This window comes from Anaerotignum faecicola, from assembly GCF_003865035.1.
In the GTDB taxonomy this organism is placed as follows: domain Bacteria; phylum Bacillota; class Clostridia; order Lachnospirales; family Anaerotignaceae; genus Anaerotignum_A; species Anaerotignum_A faecicola.
Genome location: NZ_BHVZ01000001.1, coordinates 444,661 through 460,227 on the forward strand (window position 1 = coordinate 444,661; position 15,567 = coordinate 460,227).

Genomic DNA, 15,567 nt, shown 5'->3' on the forward strand with positions numbered 1-15,567 from the left:
AGTATAAAAAAAGAGACTCGCTTATTTGCAAGTCTCTGATTTTCTATTCGGAATCAAATTAAACCAGTTCCAGAATAACTTCCATAGCGCCGTCGCCTTTTCTTGCGCCCAGTTTCACAATTCTTGTGTAACCGCCGTTTCTGCCGGCATATTTGGGAGCGATTTCGTCGAACATTTTAGCTGCCATGTCAACCTTCTTTGTGTTCTTTCTTACTGCCTTGCCGTCAGCAGGAACTTCTGTAACGGGGTACAGGTAAGCCAGAATTGCTCTTCTTGCAACCAGTCTGGAAGCCTTATCCTTTTTGATTGTTTTCTGCACTTCGTCATAAACAGTTACTTTCTTGCCGTTTACAACTTCTTTCACACGTTTGCCGTTTGCATCTTTCTTTGCAACCTTAGCTGCTACTGTAACTTCTTCAAAGTTATCTTTTTCTTTGATAGCCAGTGTGATCAGCTTTTCAGCGATTCTCTTTACTTCTTTTGCTCTTGTTTCTGTTGTTTTGATTTTGCCGTGATACAGCAGATTTGTTACCTGGTTTCTCAGCAGAGCTTTTCTCTGGGGTGTTGTTTTACCAAGTTTTCTATAACCGGATGCGTGCATGGTTAAATCCTCCTCATGGATACCCGTCTGACTGAGCCCGTCTCCACCACTCTTCGGTCTTATGTGGAGCCGTAATCAAACGGTAAATAATAGGTTACTCTATGACGAAATTATTCGTCACTAGGCTTCAGGGAAAGACCCAGTTCCGCCATTTTGTTCAATACTTCTTCCAAAGACTTGCGTCCAAGGTTTCTAACCTTCATCATCTCGTCCTCTGTCTTATTTGCCAGATCTTCAACCGTATTGATGCCGGCACGTTTCAGGCAGTTATAAGAGCGCACAGACAGATCCAGTTCTTCAATGCTCATTTCCAGAACTTTTTCCTTCTTGCCTTCTTCTTTTTCTACCATGATAGAAGTATCTTTCGCATTATCAGACAGGTCGATGAACAGGTTCAGGTGTTCATTCAGGATCTTCGCGCCGAAACTTACAGCGTCATCGGGTGCGATTGTTCCGTTTGTCCAAACCTCCAGAGACAGCTTATCGTAGTCAGTAATCTGACCGACACGCGTATTCTCCACCAAAAAGTTTACTCTTGTAACAGGTGTGAAAATACTGTCTACCGGAAGCATACCGATTGGCTGATCGTCTTTTTTGTTTTTGTCTGCACCAACATAGCCGCGGCCCTTGTTGATTGTGATCTCCATATACAGCTTACTGCCTGCGCCACCGGAAAGTGTTGCGATATGATGTTCGGGATTCAGAATCTCAATATCACTGTCACATTTGATATCGGAACCCTTTACTTCGCCTTCGCCTTCCACGTCAATGTAAGCAATCTTAGGCTCATTGCCTTCGCTTGTATTTTTGATCGCAAGACCTTTCAAATTCAGAATGATTTCTGTAACGTCTTCTTTTACGCCGGGAATCACGCTAAATTCATGAAGTACACCATCAATTTTCACATTGCTTACTGCAGCACCGGGCAGAGAGGACAGCAGGATTCTTCTCAGGGAGTTGCCCAGAGTTGTACCATAGCCTCTTTCCAGGGGTTCTACAACAAACTTACCGTATGTGCCATCGGGTGCCATTTCAGCAATTTCAATGCGAGGTTTTTCAAATTCAAACACTCGTTCAAACCTCCCTTTTTTATGATAGAGTGCCGCAGGGCATATAGCCCCACGGCGTTACCTTTGACTTCTCTACACAATCGATGATTATTTGGAGTACAGTTCGACAATCAGTGTTTCTTCTACAGGAACATCAATCTGTACTCTTGTGGGCTTCGCCACAACTGTACCGCTCAGTGCATCGTGGTTAGCGGACAGCCATTCAGGAACGATTCTGCCGTCTGTTGCAGCCAGAACGTCTTTGTATCTCTGAATTGTTTTGTATTTTTCTTTCACTTCGATTACATCGCCAACCTTAACCTGGTAGGAAGGGATATCCACTGCCTTGCCGTTTACGGTTACGTGTTTGTGACGAACAATCTGTCTAGCTTCTTTTCTTGTTCTGCCGTAGCCCAGTCTGAACATTACGTTGTCCAGTCTCATTTCCAGCAGCATCAGCAGGTTTTCGCCGGGGATGCCTTCTTTTTTGGCAATCTTTTCAGCCTGTGCGTAGTAACCTCTGAACTGTTTTTCCAGTACGCCGTAGATGAATTTTGCTTTCTGTTTTTCTCTCATCTGCAGACCGTATTCGGACATTTTCTTGTTTGCTCTCTGATTCTGTCTTTTAGATTTTTTATCAATACCCAGATAGATGGGATCCAGGTTCAGGGATCTGCATCTTTTCAGTACGGGAACTCTATCTCTTGCCATTGATCTACACCTCCTAATATTAGGTTATACTCTTCTGCGTTTGGGGGGTCTGCAACCGTTGTGAGGAACGGGTGTAACGTCTTTGATAAGTGTTACATCCAGACCTGCTGCCTGCAGGGCACGGATTGCAGCTTCACGACCGCTGCCGGGGCCTTTTACGAAAACTTCAATTGTCTTCAGACCGTAATCGGAAGCAGCTTTTGCAGCTGTATCTGCAGCCATCTGTGCTGCATAGGGTGTGGATTTTCTGGAACCTCTAAAGCCCAGCTGACCAGCACTTGCCCAGGAAAGCGCATTCCCTGCTGCGTCAGTAATTGTAACGATTGTATTATTGAAAGTGGACTGGATATGAGCCTGGCCACGTTCTACTTTTCTTTTATCACGGCGTCTGCGAGTCGTTGCCTTTTTCACAGTTTTCTTTGCCATTTGCCTCAAACCTCCTTATCGAAATATCGAATTATTTCTTCTTGTTCGCAACGGTCTTTCTGGGACCTTTTCTTGTTCTTGCGTTTGTCTTTGTCTTCTGACCTCTAACAGGCAGACCTCTTCTGTGGCGGATGCCTCTGTAGCAGCCGATTTCGATCAGACGTTTGATGTTCAGAGCAATTTCTCTTCTCAGGTCACCTTCTACAGTCTGAGTTCTGTCGATGACATCACGGATTCTGGACACTTCTTCATCTGTCAGATCTCTCACTCTTGTATCCAGGCTAACACCTGCTTCATTCAGAATACGAACAGCGCTGGAGTGGCCAATGCCATAAACATAAGTCAGGCCGATTTCTACGCGTTTTTCTCTAGGTAAGTCTACACCAGCAATACGTGCCATTATTCTTGCACCTCCTGTAATTTTTCACGATAAGTTTCAAATAAATGTTTTTTACATAAACACAGTGCGATACTCGTTGGGCATTACGAACAAAGGAGATAGACCGTCAGTCATGTGCCTTACGCGCCTACAAGTCGGCGCCGCCTTTGCCATTAACTGTATGCTCCTCCCAGTATAGTTGACGGATTTATCAATTCGGCTCTTTGGGGTTCTCCCCCGCAAGCCCATAATAAATTATCAGCCCTGTTTCTGTTTATGTTTGGGATTTTCACAAATAACCATTACACGACCTTTTCTCTTGATGATTCTGCATTTTTCACACATGGGTTTTACAGAGGGTCTGATTTTCATTGTGATCGCTCCTTCCTTATTTTGCTCTCCAAATGATACGACCTTTTGTCAGATCATAGGGAGACATTTCAACTAACACTTTGTCACCGGGCAGGATGCGGATGAAGTTCATACGCAGTTTGCCGGAAATGTGCGCCAGAATCTGGTGACCGTTTTCCAGTTCAACCTGAAACATGGCGTTGGGTAATTTTTCCAGTACGGTTCCTTCTACTTCGATTACGTCATCTTTAGACAAGACCGTAAACCTCCTTAAACATTAAACATCTCGTACCTGCTGGTACTTTTTCAATGCCTTCTTGATATCTGCATCCAGAAGATATTCCCCTGTCTGCAATTTCGCAGCCACATCCTTTTCTACATAGAAAGTAGGCTGAACATGCTTCTTCTTTTTGCGTTTGGGCTTTTCCAGCTTCCTGCGTCTGCCGTCTGCAAGAAGAAGGTATTCCCCCTCAATCGCACAAATCATCTGCACGTCACCCTGATCGTGACCGCTTTTGGAATAAACCACTTGGCCGATCTGATATTCCAACGACATCACCTCATTTTCCTTCGCATAACGTAAGAATTTCCGGCTCTCCGCTCGTGATCAGAACGGTTTTGCTCAAAAAATCGCTTTCCCAAGGTGCCTGTATTCACCTTCCCGCATAGGTACACGCTATTTTCATAAGCCTATCAAGTATACACTATTTTCATTTTTATGAATACTCTATTTTTAATGTTACTATTTATACAGTAATATTTTTTCTTCTATATTATATAGGAAGAAAAAATCGACAGAAATCACATCCCATCATTTTCTGTCGATTTTTTTACATTTCTTATTTATCCAGGCCTGCGATGATTGCCTTTGTAATCTCGTCAATCGCCTGTGTACCATCTACTTCAAACAAGATGCCTTTCTTCTTGTAGAAGTCCACCAGAGGTTCACTCTGTTCGTGGAAGGTAGCAATTCTTGCCTTACCTGCTTCAACAGTGTCATCCTTGCGCTGTGTCAGTGCTTCGCCGCATTTATCACAAACACCTGCAACCTTTGCGGGCAGGAACAGCTTGTTATATGTTGCGCCGCATTTGGGACAGCTTTCTCTTGCTGTCAGTCTTTCCAGCATCACTTCATCGGGTGCGCTGATATATACAACATGGTCAAGCTTTACCATATCCTCCAGCTTTTCAGCCTGTACAACCGTACGAGGGAAACCATCCAGGATAAAACCCTTCGCGCAATCGTCTTTTTTGATTCTTTCCTGTACAATAGCGATAATCAGTTCATCGGAAACCAAGCCTCCTGCTGCCATAATGCTCTTTGCCTGATTGCCCAGCTCTGTGCCTTTTGCAACTTCCTCTCTCAGCATGTCGCCTGTGGAAATGTGAGCAATGCCGTAATGCTCTACCAGTCTTGCAGCCTGTGTCCCTTTACCTGCTGCGGGTGCGCCGATCAGTACTAATTTCATACGATTACCTCTTTTCTTAATAGATGGCCTTCTCTTTTTTATCGTGTTATATAATCTCCCCAGATTATTGCCTATGAATGTCAGTCTGCCGACTGCAAAGTACATTCGTAAGCCTGTGGCTTACTCACGCCTTTGGCTTTTCAAATGCCCTTCCCTCTGTTTATGCAAGCAAAACCATCGGTCAGTCACAGGAAAAGTCCTTCATAGCACAAAACAACCCCTCGGGAAATGCCCGAAAGCATTTCCCAAGCGATTGTTATCAGTCATTCAAAAAACCTTTATAGTGGCGCATCAGCAGCTGGCTTTCCAGTGCTTTTACGATATCCAGGCAAACACCAACAACGATGATCAGTGTTGTACCACCGAAGCCTACATTTACCTTAAAGATCCACTGCAGAACAACAGGCACCATCGCCAGAACCGCATAGCAGACTGCACCAACCAGTGTTACTCTGTTTACGACTCTTGTAATGTAAGCGCTTGTGGGCTGACCGGGTCTGATACCGGGGATGAAACCACCGTTCTTCTTCATGTTCATCGCAATTTCGTTTGGATTGATTACGATGGATGTGTAGAAATATGTGAAGAAGAAAATCAGGATAATATAAATAATCGCACCAATAGGGTGTGTCATATTCAAAACATCTGTCACCTTTGTGAATGTTGCGCCCTTATTGGGGATAAACATTCCAATCTGCTGCGGGAACTGCAGCAAAGAGATTGCAAAGATGATGGAAATAACGCCGGAAGTATTTACCTTGATAGGCATGTTTGTACTTCTGCCGCTTGCCTGTTTTCTGCCTACCATCTTGGAGGAATACTGCACAGGCAGTCTTCTTTCACCGGTGTTTACACAAACAATGAAAGCAAGAACAACAATCAAAATCAACAGAATTGCTGCTACCTTCGCCGCACCTGCTGCACCGCTGCCGGAAATCAGGTAGTACATCGTTGCTGCGCCTGTAGGCAGGTTGGAAACGATGTTGATGAAGATGATCATAGAGGAACCGTTGCCGATTCCGCTTGCAGTAATCTGCTCCGCCAACCACATAACAAATGTGGAGCCGCATACCAGACAAAATACAGATGCAACATAAACCAGAGGACTATGCACCAGATACATGTTATGGTATGTGTAAGTCAGACCGATACCCTGAATCAACGCCAGAATAACCGTCAGATATCTGCTATAGGACTGCAGCTTCTTTCGTCCGTCCGGACCTTCCTTGGAAAGCTGTTCGAACTTGGGAATCGCAATCGTCAACAGCTGCATAATGATGGATGCGTTGATGTAGGGGCCGATACCCATTGCAAAAATAGACCAGCTGGAGTTCGCACCACCGGCGATTACACTGTAAAGTGTGCCCGCCATGGATGCGTTTTCTCTCGCTGCTATTACACCTGCGGTATCGATACCGGGCAGGGCGATCTGTGTACCCAGTCTGACAATTGCAAAAATCATCAGTGTGTACAGAATCTTGTTTCTAATTTCTTTCGTTTTCCAAGAGTTAACGAAAATCTTAAACAATTAAATCACCTCTGCTTTGCCGCCGGCCGCTTCAATTTTTTCCTGAGCTGTTTTGCTGAAGTAGTTAACCTTAACTGTCAGCTTTCTTTCCAGATCGCCTTCGCCAAGGATCTTCACGCCATCTCTGGGATTGCTGATCAGACCAACGTTTCTCAAAGCATCAATGTCTACTACTGTATCATTATCAAATACGTTCAGCATGGAAACGTTGATTGCAACAATTTCTTTGCTGTTTCTGCATGTGAAGCCTCTCTTAGGAAGTCTTCTGTACAGAGGCATCTGGCCGCCTTCAAAGCCGCATTTGCCGCTTGTACCGGAACGCTGACCGGCACCTTTATGGCCTCTGCCGGCTGTTTTGCCATTGCCTGTTGCATGACCTCTGCCGCGTCTCCAGTTTTTACCTCTGGAGCCTTCAGCGGGTCTCAGTTCGCATAAGTTCATTTGGGCACCTCCTAAAATCAAACTTCTTCAACTTTAACAAGGTGGCTAATCTGATGGAGCATACCTCTGATTGCCGCATTGTCCTGCTGAATTACACTACTGTTTGTTTTGTTCAGACCCAGCGCCTGAACTGTTCTTTTATGTTTGGGAATTGCACCGATTGTGGATTTCACCAATGTGATTTTAATTTCAGCCATCTGTCTAATCCTCCTTAACCTAAGAGTTCTTCAACAGAAATGCCACGCAGTTTCGCAACAGCTTCGGGTGTTGTCGCTCTGGACAGACCTTCGATGGTTGCGCTTACAACGTTACGTTTGTTGTTGGAGCCCAGGGATTTTGTTCTGATGTTACGGATACCAGCCAGTTCCAGAACCGCACGCGCGGGACCGCCAGCGATGATACCAGTACCTTCGGGAGCGGGCATCAGCAGTACGCTTGCACTGCCGTATTCACCTGTAACGCCGTGGTAGATGCTGTCTACATCGTTCATTTCTACTTTGATGATATTTTTCATCGCTGCTTCTTTCCCTTTGCGGATTGCATCGGGAATTTCAGCTGCCTTACCCATACCGCAGCCTACATGGCCATTGCCGTCGCCAACAACAACCAGAGCAGAGAATCTCATTGTACGACCACCTTTTACCGTCTTGGATACACGGTTGATGGTAACTACTTTATCTTTCAGATCTAAAGTGCTTGGATCGATTCTTTTCAACTTACTTTCCTCCTTGCCTTAGAATTTCAGGCCAGCTTCTCTAGCTGCTTCTGCCAGTGCCTGAACCTTACCCTGGTATACAAAACCGCCTCTGTCGAATACTACTTCAGTGATGCCTTTTTCGATTGCTTTCTTTGCAACAGCTTCACCTACTGCAGCAGCTGCTGCTACTGTGTTTGTGTATTCAACCTTGCTTGCGATTTCAGCTTCCATTGTGGATGCTGCAACCAGTGTATGCTGCGCAACGTCATCAATGATCTGCGCATACATGTGTTTATTGGATCTGAATACTGCCAGTCTAGGTCTGGCAGCTGTGCCTTTTACATGGTTGCGGATTCTGTAGTGTCTTTTCACACGAGCCGCAGCACGATTGGGCTTATTGATCATAGCAAATTCACTCCGTTTCTTCAAAAATTAGTCACTTTCCGATATAAATATACCTTACGCCGCCGTGCGCAGATTATTTCTTACCGGTCTTACCAACTTTACGTCTGATGTGTTCGTCAGCGTATTTGATACCTTTGCCTTTGTAAGGTTCGGGAGGTCTTTTTGTTCTGATTTCGGCTGCAAACTGACCTACTTTTTCTTTATCAATACCCTTAACGATGATTTTGTTTGTACCCTCAACAATGGATTCGATGCCTGCGGGATCTTCCATTTCTACAGGGTGAGAATAACCCAGTGTCAGTGTCAGCTTCTTACCGGATTTTGCTGCTCTGTAACCTACACCGTTGATTTCCAGTGTTTTTTCATAGCCTTCTGTAACACCAACAATCATGTTGTGGATCAGTGTTCTTGTCAGGCCGTGTAATGCTCTATGCTTCTTCAGATCGCTGGGTCTTGTAACTACGATCTGACCGTCTTCCATTGCGATGTTCATGTCTGCGGATAATTTTCTTTCCAGTGTACCTTTAGGGCCTTTCACTGTCAGCAGATTGCCTTCGCCAATCTTAACTTCTACGCCAGCGGGTACCACTACGGGCAATTTACCGATTCTGGACATGGTCTGCACCTCCTATAATTCTGTCTCTATCTTACCAGATGAAAGCGATAACTTCGCCGCCCAGACCAGCTTTTCTTGCAGCTTTGTCTGTCATCAGGCCTTTGTCTGTGGAAATAATTGCTGTGCCCAGACCACCCAGAACTTTAGGCAGCTCGTCTTTGCCAGCGAATACTCTCAGGCCGGGTTTGGAAATTCTCTTCAGACCTGTGATTACTTTTACGTTTTTGTCTTCACCATATTTCAGGCTGATGCGCAGTGTGGATTTGATACCGTCTTCGATTACTTCGTAACCTTTTACGTAACCTTCTGCTACCAGGATGTCAGCGATTGCTTTCTTCATTTTGGAAGAAGGAACATCTACTGTATCGTGTTTTGCAGTATTAGCATTTCTGATTCTTGTCAGCATATCTGCGATAGGGTCGCTCATAGACATTGTGAATTCCTCCTTTCAATTACCAGCTTGCTTTCTTTACGCCGGGAATCTGACCTTTGTATGCCAGTTCACGGAAGCAAATACGGCAAATTCCATATTTTTTCAGTACAGAGTGGGGTCTGCCGCAAACTCTGCAACGTGTATAAGCTCTTGTAGAGAACTTAGGCGCTCTCTGCTGCTTAACTTTCATAGATTTTTTAGCCATCTTTGTCCCTCCCTTATTTAGCGAATGGCATACCGAACAGTCTCAGCAGTTCTCTTGCTTCTTCATCTGTTTTTGCTGTTGTAACAAAAACGATGTCCATGCCTCTGATCTTGTCTACTTTATCATATTCGATTTCAGGGAAGATCAGCTGTTCTTTGATACCCATTGTGTAGTTACCTCTGCCGTCAAAGCTGTTTGCTTTTACGCCACGGAAGTCACGTACACGAGGCAGTGCGATGTTTACCAGTCTGTCTGTGAATTCATACATTCTGTCGCCTCTCAGAGTAACCTTGCAGCCAATGTTCATACCTTCACGCAGCTTGAAGTTCGCGATGGATTTTTTTGCCTTTGTTACTACAGGTTTCTGACCGGAGATAATGCTCATATCTCTTACAGCGCCATCCAGAACCTTAGCGTTTTCTCTTGCTTCGCCAACGCCCATGTTGATAATGATCTTTTCCAGTTTGGGAACAGCCAGTTTATTTGTATAAGAAAATTTCTTAGTCATTTCAGGAACGATCTGTGCTTCATAGAAGTCTTTTAATCTGCTCATTGTTTGCCTCCTTTCACCAGGTATTTATTAGTCGATTACTTCGCCTGTTTTCTTTGCTACTCTTACCTTTTTACCATCTTTGATCATAGCGCCCAGTCTTGTAGCCTTGCCGTTATGCAGGTACATTACGTTGGAAGCATGAATGAAGTTTTCCTTCTTGATGATGCCGCCCTGCTGGTTCTGTGCGTTGGGTTTTGTGTGTTTGGAAACCATGTTCACGCCTTCAACCATTACGCGGTTGTTCTTTTTATCTACAGCAACAATCTTGCCTTCTTTGCCTTTATCCTTACCGGCAATAACAACTACCTTGTCACCGGTTTTCAGTTTCATATTAGCCACCTGTCGCACCTCCTATTACAGTACTTCGGGAGCCAGAGAAAGAATCTTCATGAACTGTTTTTCTCTCAGCTCTCTTGCAACGGGCCCAAAGATACGAGTACCTCTGGGGTTTTTGTCGTCTTTGATAATTACAGCTGCGTTTTCGTCGAATTTGATGTAGCTGCCGTCTGCTCTGCCTACGGGATGAACTGTTCTTACTACAACAGCCTTTACTACATCACCTTTTTTTACAACGCCGCCGGGTGTTGCGTCTTTAACCGCAGCAACAATGATGTCGCCCACGCCTGCATATCTTCTTGTGGAGCCGCCCAGAACTCTGATGCACAGAAGTTCTTTCGCCCCGGAGTTATCTGCTACTTTTAATCTGGTTTCCTGCTGAACCATATTTCGTCCTCCTCTCCAAAAAGGATTATTTTGCTTTTTCGATGATGCTTACAAGTCTCCATCTCTTGTCCTTGGACAGAGGTCTTGTTTCCATAACTTTAACACGATCGCCGATACCGCATTCGTTGTTTTCGTCATGAGCTTTCAGTTTGTATGTTCTGTTAACGATTTTGCCATACAGAGGGTGTTTTACTTTATCTTCAACAGCAACAACGATTGTTTTGTCCATCTTGTCGCTAACTACTCTACCAATTCTGGTTTTACGAAGATTTCTTTCCACGATGATTTCCTCCTTTCAACGAACGGAATATCTATTATTTTACTTCTCTTGCTTTCTTTGTGATGATTGTCTGGATTCTTGCGATGTTCTTACGAACTTCCTTGATTCTCGCTGTATTGTCCAGCTGGTTTGTTGCGTTCTGGAATCTCAGGTTGAACAGCTCTTTCTTCGCGGAAACAAGGTCCTTCTGTAATTCATCTGCAGTTTTACCCATCAATTCATTTACATAACCTTTTGTTTTCACTGATGTTCACCTGCCATTTCTTCTGCTTCTGCTTTAGATACGATTTTGCACTTGATAGGCAGTTTGTGAATTGCCAGTCTCAGCGCTTCTCTTGCCTTATCTTCTTCTACGCCACCGATTTCGAACATTACTCTGCCGGGTTTTACTACTGCAACCCAGTATTCAGGTGCGCCTTTACCGGAACCCATACGAGTACCGATAGGTTTTGCGGATACGGGTTTGTCAGGGAATACTTTGATCCAAACGTCACCGCCACGTTTGATATGTCTTGTCATAGCAACTCGTGCTGCTTCGATCTGGTTGGATGTGATCCATGTGGGTTCCATCGCCATAATACCGAAATCGCCGTATGTTACTTTGTTGCCTCTATATGCACGGCCTCTCATTTTGCCTCTCTGCTGTTTACGATGTTTTACTCTTTTAGGCATTAACATGATTCTTTAGCGCCTCCTTACTTTTTATTATTCTTTACAGGAAGTACTTCGCCTTTGTAGATCCAAACCTTTACGCCCAGTTTGCCGTATGTTGTATCTGCTTCAGCAAAGCCATAGTCGATGTCAGCTCTCAGTGTCTGAAGGGGAATTGTACCTTCGTGGTAGGATTCGCCACGAGCGATATCTGCGCCGCCCAGACGACCGCTTACCATTGTCTTGATACCCTTTGCGCCGAACTTCATTGTTCTGCCCATTGCCTGCTTCATCGCACGACGGAATGTCACACGGTTTTCCAGCTGCAGTGCAATGTTTTCAGCTACCAGCTGTGCATCCAGTTCGGGTCTCTTTACTTCTTCGATGTTTACAGCAACCTTCTGCGCTGTCATTTTCTGCAGCTCAGCCTTCAGTGCTTCGATGGATGCACCGTTCTTACCGATAACAATACCGGGTTTTGCTGTGTATACGCTGATCTTTACTCTGCCGGCTGTTCTTTCGATTGTAATCTTGGAAATGCCTGCATCGTACAGTCTCTTCTTGATGAATTTTCTGATTTTAACGTCTTCTACCAGGTTATCAGCAAAGTCTTTTTCTGCATACCATTTTGCATCCCAATCTTTGATGATACCTACTCTTAAACCATGAGGGTTAACCTTCTGTCCCATTTCGTACCTCCTTATCTCTCATTGAGAATGATGGAAATATGGCAAGATCTCTTCAGAATGCGATATGCTCTGCCCTGTGCTCTGGGGCGAATTCTCTTCATTGTAGGGCCCTGATCTGCACTTACTTCTTCCACATACAGTTTGCTTACGTCCATACCCAGGTTGTTTTCTGCGTTAGCTACAGCGGATTTCAGTACTTTACCAATGATTTCTGCTGCCAGTCTGGGGCTATAGTTCAACATTGCTGCTGCTGTAGCAACATCCTTGCCTTTAATCTGATCCAGAACGATTTTCGCCTTGGGAGCGGGGATGCCTACGTATTTAGCAGTAGCATGAGGTCTTTTTTCCTGTGTTGCAATGTTTCTTTCTTTTTTGATTTGGCTTCTATGACCTTTTGCCATGAACGAAACCTCCTTTCGTTATCGGATAAATTAGCGAACTCTAGATTTCTTTTCTGCGTCTTTGCCGTGACCTCTGTAAGTTCTTGTCAGTGCAAATTCGCCCAGTTTGTGGCCTACCATGTCTTCTGTGATATATACAGGCACGTGCTTTCTGCCGTCATAAACTGCGATTGTGTGACCGATCATATCGGGGTAGATTGTAGAACGACGAGACCATGTTTTGATTACGTTCTTTTCGCCTGCTGCGTTCATAGCATCGATCTTCTTCAGCAGATGATCGTCAGCGAAAGGTCCTTTTTTCAAAGATCTGCTCATTGATGAATCCTCCTTATTTTTTCTGTTCGTGCCTAAGCTGCCTTAGGCACATTCGGATCTATTAGCCGTTTCTGCGGCGAACAATATACTTGTTGGAAGCTTTGTGTTTGTTTCTTGTCTTGTAACCCATTGCAGGCTTGCCCCAAGGTGTCATAGGAGCAGGACGACCGATAGGTGCTCTACCTTCACCACCGCCGTGAGGGTGATCGTTAGGGTTCATTACGGAACCTCTTACTGTAGGTCTAACGCCCATGTGACGTTTTCTGCCGGCTTTACCGATGTGAACCAGCTCGTGGTCTGCATTACCAATCTGACCGATTGTTGCTCTGCATTCGATAGGCAGCAGTCTCATTTCGCCGGAAGGCAGCTTAACTGTTGCATATTTGCCTTCTTTTGCCATCAGCTGACCAACATTCCCTGCGGAACGTACCAGCTGACCGCCTTTGCCGGGCTTCATTTCGATGTTGTGAATGGAAGCACCAACAGGGATTTTGCTCATGGGCAGTGTGTTGCCCAGCTTAACTTCTGCTTCGGGGCCGTTCATCAGATGATCTCCAACCTTCAGACCTGCGGGAGCCAGAATATAAGATTTTACGCCGTCTGCATAAACAATCAGAGCAATGTTTGCTGTTCTGTTGGGATCGTATTCAATCGCCTTAACAATTGCAGGTACGCCGTCTTTGTTACGTTTAAAGTCAACCAGTCTGTATTTGATCTTTGCGCCGCCGCCGTGGTGACGTACTGTCAGCTTACCCTGGTTGTTTCTGCCGGAAGTTTTTCTCAGGTGTACTACCAGAGATTTTTCGGGCGTGGATTTTGTAATTTCATCGAATGCGGACACAGTCATGTGTCTTCTGGATGGTGTATAGGGTTTATATCTCTTAATTGCCATCTCTTGTTTCCACTCCTTTCGGATTTTTATATCGTCTACACGTTTCCGTGTGTTTTGCAAGTTTCCACTTAAAGATTTTATATGGTTGTTTGCCGCTCGAAAGTTGGCTTGCTATGCGACCAATCGCTTTTCAGCACTTTCTCGCTTACATGCCCATAAAAATTTCAATATCTTTGCTGTCAGCTGTCAGTTTCACAACTGCTTTTTTATATTTCTTTGTTTTGCCGAAGAACATACCTCTTCTTTTAGGCTTGCCATCGTAGTTCATTGTGTTTACGGAAGCTACCTTAGCGCCTTCAAACATTTTTTCAACAGCATCTTTAATCTGAGCCTTTGTTGCTTCAGGGTGTACGATGAAAGTATATTTCTTTTCATCCAGTACAGACATACTGTTTTCTGTGATTACGGGTCTTTCGATTACGTCGTAAAATTTCAGATCAGCCATTATGCGTACACCTCCTGGATTTTTTCTACTGCTTCTTTTGTTACAACCAGATTGTTGTATTTCAGCAGGTCGTAAACATTGATTGTGTTTACGGAAGCTGTCTTAACTGTGGGAATATTTCTAGCGGACAGCATTACGTTTTCGTTGGAGCCGTCCATAACGATCAGTGCGTTGTCGCATTTGATGTTGCCCAGAACCTTCACCATTTCTTTTGTCTTTACTTCAGACAGTGTCAGCTCATCCAGAACGATGATTTTGCCTTCCGCAACCTTTGTGGAAAGTGCGGACTGCAGTGCCAGTCTTTTCACCTTCTTGTTCAGCTTGAAGGAATAATCTCTGGGCTTGGGAGCGAATACAACGCCACCGCCAACCCACTGAGGGGAACGGATGGAGCCCTGTCTTGCTCTACCAGTACCTTTCTGTCTGTAAGGTTTTCTACCACCGCCACGAACTTCAGCGCGTGTTTTTGTGCTCTGTGTGCCCTGTCTCTGGTTTGCCAGATACTGTACTACAGCCAGGTGCATCACATGTTCATTTGCTTCAATACCGAAAATAGCGTCATTCAGCTCGATTGTGCCTACCTGAGCGCCTGCCATATTTAATACTGCAACATTTGCCATGTTAGTTTCCTCCTTTCGTAAAGTTTATCAAGCCTTTACGCTGTCTTTGATTACCAGAACGGAACCCTTAGGACCGGGAACTGCGCCCTTGATCAGCAGCAGGTTCTTTTCTGCATCAGCACGTACAATTTCAAGATTCTGGATAGTTACATTTGCGCTACCCATGTGACCGGGCATTCTTTTGCCTTTTTTAACACGGCTGGGGTAAGCGGAAGAACCCATGGAACCTACTACTCTGTGAGATTTGGAACCGTGACCCATAGGCCCTCTGGATGCGTTATATCTCTTGATTGTACTCTGGAAACCTTTACCTTTGGAAACGCCGCTTGCGTCAACCTTGTCGCCTGCTGCGAACACATCAGCTTTGATTTCTGCGCCAACCTCATAGTTTGCTGCATCTTCCAATTTGAATTCTTTCACATATTTCTTAGCAGCTACGCCTGCTTTTGTGAAATGACCCTTCATGGGCTTTGTTACTTTCTTTTCCTTTGCATCGGCAAAGCCAACCTGAATTGCTTCATAGCCGTCGTTTTCCATTGTTTTCTTCTGGATAACAACGCAGGGGCCTGCTTCAAGAACTGTAACTGGTACCAGCGCACCGTTTTCTGTGAAAACCTGTGTCATACCAATTTTCTTAGCGATGATCGCCTTTTTCATTTCGTTGCACCTCCTAATTTTCTACAGCGG

The 15,567-nt window shown here is 44.8% G+C and carries 30 protein-coding genes; all 30 read right to left on the minus strand.

Annotation, left to right across the window (positions count from 1 at the left end):
* Positions 1 to 58: 58 nt before the first annotated feature.
* A complete protein-coding gene (locus tag EJE48_RS02000) occupies positions 59 to 601 on the minus strand; it encodes a bL17 family ribosomal protein (RefSeq protein ID WP_016407801.1) in 543 nt (180 codons plus the stop codon).
* Positions 602 to 711: 110 nt separating this feature from the next.
* On the minus strand, positions 712 to 1,671 hold the full coding sequence (locus tag EJE48_RS02005; RefSeq protein WP_016407802.1) for a DNA-directed RNA polymerase subunit alpha: 960 nt from the start codon (positions 1,669 to 1,671) through the stop codon (positions 712 to 714).
* Positions 1,672 to 1,758: 87 nt separating this feature from the next.
* The gene (gene rpsD / locus EJE48_RS02010; RefSeq protein WP_118582625.1) at positions 1,759 to 2,361 is read right to left on the minus strand and encodes a 30S ribosomal protein S4; all 603 of its coding nucleotides are present in this window, start codon (positions 2,359 to 2,361) and stop codon (positions 1,759 to 1,761) included.
* Positions 2,362 to 2,385: 24 nt separating this feature from the next.
* Positions 2,386 to 2,787: a 30S ribosomal protein S11 gene (gene rpsK / locus EJE48_RS02015; RefSeq protein WP_016407804.1), complete on the minus strand. Its 402-nt coding sequence runs from the start codon at positions 2,785 to 2,787 to the stop codon at positions 2,386 to 2,388.
* 31 nt (positions 2,788 to 2,818) lie between these two features.
* Entirely contained in the window at positions 2,819 to 3,187 is a 369-nt protein-coding gene (gene rpsM, locus EJE48_RS02020) for a 30S ribosomal protein S13 (protein WP_016407805.1), read from the minus strand.
* Positions 3,188 to 3,424: 237 nt separating this feature from the next.
* The gene (rpmJ, locus tag EJE48_RS02025) at positions 3,425 to 3,538 is read right to left on the minus strand and encodes a 50S ribosomal protein L36 (RefSeq protein WP_016407807.1); all 114 of its coding nucleotides are present in this window, start codon (positions 3,536 to 3,538) and stop codon (positions 3,425 to 3,427) included.
* A gap of 16 nt (positions 3,539 to 3,554) precedes the next feature.
* Positions 3,555 to 3,773: a translation initiation factor IF-1 gene (infA, locus tag EJE48_RS02030; protein WP_004034723.1), complete on the minus strand. Its 219-nt coding sequence runs from the start codon at positions 3,771 to 3,773 to the stop codon at positions 3,555 to 3,557.
* 21 nt (positions 3,774 to 3,794) lie between these two features.
* Complete coding sequence (locus EJE48_RS02035) at positions 3,795 to 4,067, minus strand: KOW domain-containing RNA-binding protein (RefSeq protein ID WP_124984253.1); 273 nt, start codon at positions 4,065 to 4,067, stop codon at positions 3,795 to 3,797.
* Between the two features lie 289 nt (positions 4,068 to 4,356).
* Entirely contained in the window at positions 4,357 to 4,986 is a 630-nt protein-coding gene (locus tag EJE48_RS02040; protein WP_016407809.1) for an adenylate kinase, read from the minus strand.
* Between the two features lie 259 nt (positions 4,987 to 5,245).
* Positions 5,246 to 6,514: a preprotein translocase subunit SecY gene (gene secY / locus EJE48_RS02045; protein ID WP_016407810.1), complete on the minus strand. Its 1,269-nt coding sequence runs from the start codon at positions 6,512 to 6,514 to the stop codon at positions 5,246 to 5,248.
* Positions 6,515 to 6,955: a 50S ribosomal protein L15 gene (gene rplO, locus EJE48_RS02050; protein ID WP_016407811.1), complete on the minus strand. Its 441-nt coding sequence runs from the start codon at positions 6,953 to 6,955 to the stop codon at positions 6,515 to 6,517.
* Between the two features lie 17 nt (positions 6,956 to 6,972).
* Positions 6,973 to 7,152, minus strand: a complete 180-nt coding sequence (gene rpmD / locus EJE48_RS02055; protein WP_016407812.1) for a 50S ribosomal protein L30 — start codon at positions 7,150 to 7,152, stop codon at positions 6,973 to 6,975.
* A 14-nt stretch (positions 7,153 to 7,166) separates the two neighbouring features.
* Positions 7,167 to 7,670: a 30S ribosomal protein S5 gene (gene rpsE, locus EJE48_RS02060; RefSeq protein ID WP_016407813.1), complete on the minus strand. Its 504-nt coding sequence runs from the start codon at positions 7,668 to 7,670 to the stop codon at positions 7,167 to 7,169.
* Positions 7,671 to 7,688: 18 nt separating this feature from the next.
* The gene (rplR, locus tag EJE48_RS02065; RefSeq protein ID WP_016407814.1) at positions 7,689 to 8,057 is read right to left on the minus strand and encodes a 50S ribosomal protein L18; all 369 of its coding nucleotides are present in this window, start codon (positions 8,055 to 8,057) and stop codon (positions 7,689 to 7,691) included.
* 73 nt (positions 8,058 to 8,130) lie between these two features.
* Positions 8,131 to 8,673 (minus strand): 50S ribosomal protein L6, encoded by a 543-nt coding sequence (rplF, locus tag EJE48_RS02070; protein ID WP_016407815.1) that lies wholly within the window; start codon positions 8,671 to 8,673, stop codon positions 8,131 to 8,133.
* 31 nt (positions 8,674 to 8,704) lie between these two features.
* The gene (gene rpsH / locus EJE48_RS02075; RefSeq protein WP_016407816.1) at positions 8,705 to 9,106 is read right to left on the minus strand and encodes a 30S ribosomal protein S8; all 402 of its coding nucleotides are present in this window, start codon (positions 9,104 to 9,106) and stop codon (positions 8,705 to 8,707) included.
* A gap of 19 nt (positions 9,107 to 9,125) precedes the next feature.
* Positions 9,126 to 9,311 carry a type Z 30S ribosomal protein S14 gene (locus EJE48_RS02080; protein WP_016407817.1) on the minus strand — a complete coding sequence of 62 codons (186 nt, stop codon included), beginning with the start codon at positions 9,309 to 9,311 and terminating at the stop codon, positions 9,126 to 9,128.
* Between the two features lie 13 nt (positions 9,312 to 9,324).
* Positions 9,325 to 9,864: a 50S ribosomal protein L5 gene (gene rplE, locus EJE48_RS02085; RefSeq protein ID WP_016407818.1), complete on the minus strand. Its 540-nt coding sequence runs from the start codon at positions 9,862 to 9,864 to the stop codon at positions 9,325 to 9,327.
* 27 nt (positions 9,865 to 9,891) lie between these two features.
* Positions 9,892 to 10,194 (minus strand): 50S ribosomal protein L24, encoded by a 303-nt coding sequence (rplX, locus tag EJE48_RS02090; RefSeq protein WP_016407819.1) that lies wholly within the window; start codon positions 10,192 to 10,194, stop codon positions 9,892 to 9,894.
* A gap of 24 nt (positions 10,195 to 10,218) precedes the next feature.
* Complete coding sequence (rplN, locus tag EJE48_RS02095) at positions 10,219 to 10,587, minus strand: 50S ribosomal protein L14 (protein WP_016407820.1); 369 nt, start codon at positions 10,585 to 10,587, stop codon at positions 10,219 to 10,221.
* Between the two features lie 25 nt (positions 10,588 to 10,612).
* Positions 10,613 to 10,867: a 30S ribosomal protein S17 gene (gene rpsQ / locus EJE48_RS02100; RefSeq protein WP_016407821.1), complete on the minus strand. Its 255-nt coding sequence runs from the start codon at positions 10,865 to 10,867 to the stop codon at positions 10,613 to 10,615.
* A gap of 34 nt (positions 10,868 to 10,901) precedes the next feature.
* On the minus strand, positions 10,902 to 11,111 hold the full coding sequence (gene rpmC / locus EJE48_RS02105) for a 50S ribosomal protein L29 (protein WP_016407822.1): 210 nt from the start codon (positions 11,109 to 11,111) through the stop codon (positions 10,902 to 10,904).
* Entirely contained in the window at positions 11,108 to 11,545 is a 438-nt protein-coding gene (rplP, locus tag EJE48_RS02110) for a 50S ribosomal protein L16 (RefSeq protein WP_016407823.1), read from the minus strand. Before rplP ends, rpmC begins: the two co-directional genes overlap by 4 nt.
* A gap of 17 nt (positions 11,546 to 11,562) precedes the next feature.
* On the minus strand, positions 11,563 to 12,207 hold the full coding sequence (gene rpsC / locus EJE48_RS02115; protein WP_016407824.1) for a 30S ribosomal protein S3: 645 nt from the start codon (positions 12,205 to 12,207) through the stop codon (positions 11,563 to 11,565).
* An 11-nt stretch (positions 12,208 to 12,218) separates the two neighbouring features.
* Entirely contained in the window at positions 12,219 to 12,608 is a 390-nt protein-coding gene (gene rplV / locus EJE48_RS02120; RefSeq protein WP_016407825.1) for a 50S ribosomal protein L22, read from the minus strand.
* Positions 12,609 to 12,638: 30 nt separating this feature from the next.
* Complete coding sequence (rpsS, locus tag EJE48_RS02125) at positions 12,639 to 12,923, minus strand: 30S ribosomal protein S19 (RefSeq protein WP_016407826.1); 285 nt, start codon at positions 12,921 to 12,923, stop codon at positions 12,639 to 12,641.
* A 61-nt stretch (positions 12,924 to 12,984) separates the two neighbouring features.
* Positions 12,985 to 13,815 (minus strand): 50S ribosomal protein L2, encoded by an 831-nt coding sequence (gene rplB, locus EJE48_RS02130; RefSeq protein ID WP_124984254.1) that lies wholly within the window; start codon positions 13,813 to 13,815, stop codon positions 12,985 to 12,987.
* Positions 13,816 to 13,960: 145 nt separating this feature from the next.
* A complete protein-coding gene (gene rplW, locus EJE48_RS02135; RefSeq protein ID WP_016407828.1) occupies positions 13,961 to 14,260 on the minus strand; it encodes a 50S ribosomal protein L23 in 300 nt (99 codons plus the stop codon).
* Complete coding sequence (gene rplD / locus EJE48_RS02140) at positions 14,260 to 14,880, minus strand: 50S ribosomal protein L4 (RefSeq protein WP_016407829.1); 621 nt, start codon at positions 14,878 to 14,880, stop codon at positions 14,260 to 14,262. The genes rplW and rplD overlap by 1 nt, the downstream gene beginning before the upstream one ends.
* Positions 14,881 to 14,907: 27 nt before the next feature.
* Entirely contained in the window at positions 14,908 to 15,537 is a 630-nt protein-coding gene (gene rplC, locus EJE48_RS02145; RefSeq protein ID WP_016407830.1) for a 50S ribosomal protein L3, read from the minus strand.
* Positions 15,538 to 15,567: the final 30 nt, after the last annotated feature.

Excerpts from the sequence above, each read along its gene's own strand:
- EJE48_RS02000 (WP_016407801.1), bottom strand. The coding sequence starts at position 601 with ATGCACGCATCCGGTTATAGAAAACTTGGTAAAACAACACCCCAGAGA.
- rpsD (WP_118582625.1), bottom strand. The coding sequence starts at position 2,361 with ATGGCAAGAGATAGAGTTCCCGTACTGAAAAGATGCAGATCCCTGAAC.
- rpsK (WP_016407804.1), bottom strand. The coding sequence starts at position 2,787 with ATGGCAAAGAAAACTGTGAAAAAGGCAACGACTCGCAGACGCCGTGAT.
- rpsM (WP_016407805.1), bottom strand. The coding sequence starts at position 3,187 with ATGGCACGTATTGCTGGTGTAGACTTACCTAGAGAAAAACGCGTAGAA.
- rpmJ (WP_016407807.1), bottom strand. The coding sequence starts at position 3,538 with ATGAAAATCAGACCCTCTGTAAAACCCATGTGTGAAAAATGCAGAATC.
- EJE48_RS02040 (WP_016407809.1), bottom strand. The coding sequence starts at position 4,986 with ATGAAATTAGTACTGATCGGCGCACCCGCAGCAGGTAAAGGGACACAG.
- rplO (WP_016407811.1), bottom strand. The coding sequence starts at position 6,955 with ATGAACTTATGCGAACTGAGACCCGCTGAAGGCTCCAGAGGTAAAAAC.
- rpmD (WP_016407812.1), bottom strand. The coding sequence starts at position 7,152 with ATGGCTGAAATTAAAATCACATTGGTGAAATCCACAATCGGTGCAATT.
- rplR (WP_016407814.1), bottom strand. The coding sequence starts at position 8,057 with ATGATCAATAAGCCCAATCGTGCTGCGGCTCGTGTGAAAAGACACTAC.
- rplF (WP_016407815.1), bottom strand. The coding sequence starts at position 8,673 with ATGTCCAGAATCGGTAAATTGCCCGTAGTGGTACCCGCTGGCGTAGAA.
- rpsH (WP_016407816.1), bottom strand. The coding sequence starts at position 9,106 with ATGTCTATGAGCGACCCTATCGCAGATATGCTGACAAGAATCAGAAAT.
- EJE48_RS02080 (WP_016407817.1), bottom strand. The coding sequence starts at position 9,311 with ATGGCTAAAAAATCTATGAAAGTTAAGCAGCAGAGAGCGCCTAAGTTC.
- rplE (WP_016407818.1), bottom strand. The coding sequence starts at position 9,864 with ATGAGCAGATTAAAAGACTTCTATGAAGCACAGATCGTTCCTGAAATG.
- rplX (WP_016407819.1), bottom strand. The coding sequence starts at position 10,194 with ATGAAACTGAAAACCGGTGACAAGGTAGTTGTTATTGCCGGTAAGGAT.
- rplN (WP_016407820.1), bottom strand. The coding sequence starts at position 10,587 with ATGGTTCAGCAGGAAACCAGATTAAAAGTAGCAGATAACTCCGGGGCG.
- rplP (WP_016407823.1), bottom strand. The coding sequence starts at position 11,545 with ATGTTAATGCCTAAAAGAGTAAAACATCGTAAACAGCAGAGAGGCAAA.
- rpsC (WP_016407824.1), bottom strand. The coding sequence starts at position 12,207 with ATGGGACAGAAGGTTAACCCTCATGGTTTAAGAGTAGGTATCATCAAA.
- rplV (WP_016407825.1), bottom strand. The coding sequence starts at position 12,608 with ATGGCAAAAGGTCATAGAAGCCAAATCAAAAAAGAAAGAAACATTGCA.
- rpsS (WP_016407826.1), bottom strand. The coding sequence starts at position 12,923 with ATGAGCAGATCTTTGAAAAAAGGACCTTTCGCTGACGATCATCTGCTG.
- rplB (WP_124984254.1), bottom strand. The coding sequence starts at position 13,815 with ATGGCAATTAAGAGATATAAACCCTATACACCATCCAGAAGACACATG.
- rplW (WP_016407828.1), bottom strand. The coding sequence starts at position 14,260 with ATGGCTGATCTGAAATTTTACGACGTAATCGAAAGACCCGTAATCACA.
- rplD (WP_016407829.1), bottom strand. The coding sequence starts at position 14,880 with ATGGCAAATGTTGCAGTATTAAATATGGCAGGCGCTCAGGTAGGCACA.
- rplC (WP_016407830.1), bottom strand. The coding sequence starts at position 15,537 with ATGAAAAAGGCGATCATCGCTAAGAAAATTGGTATGACACAGGTTTTC.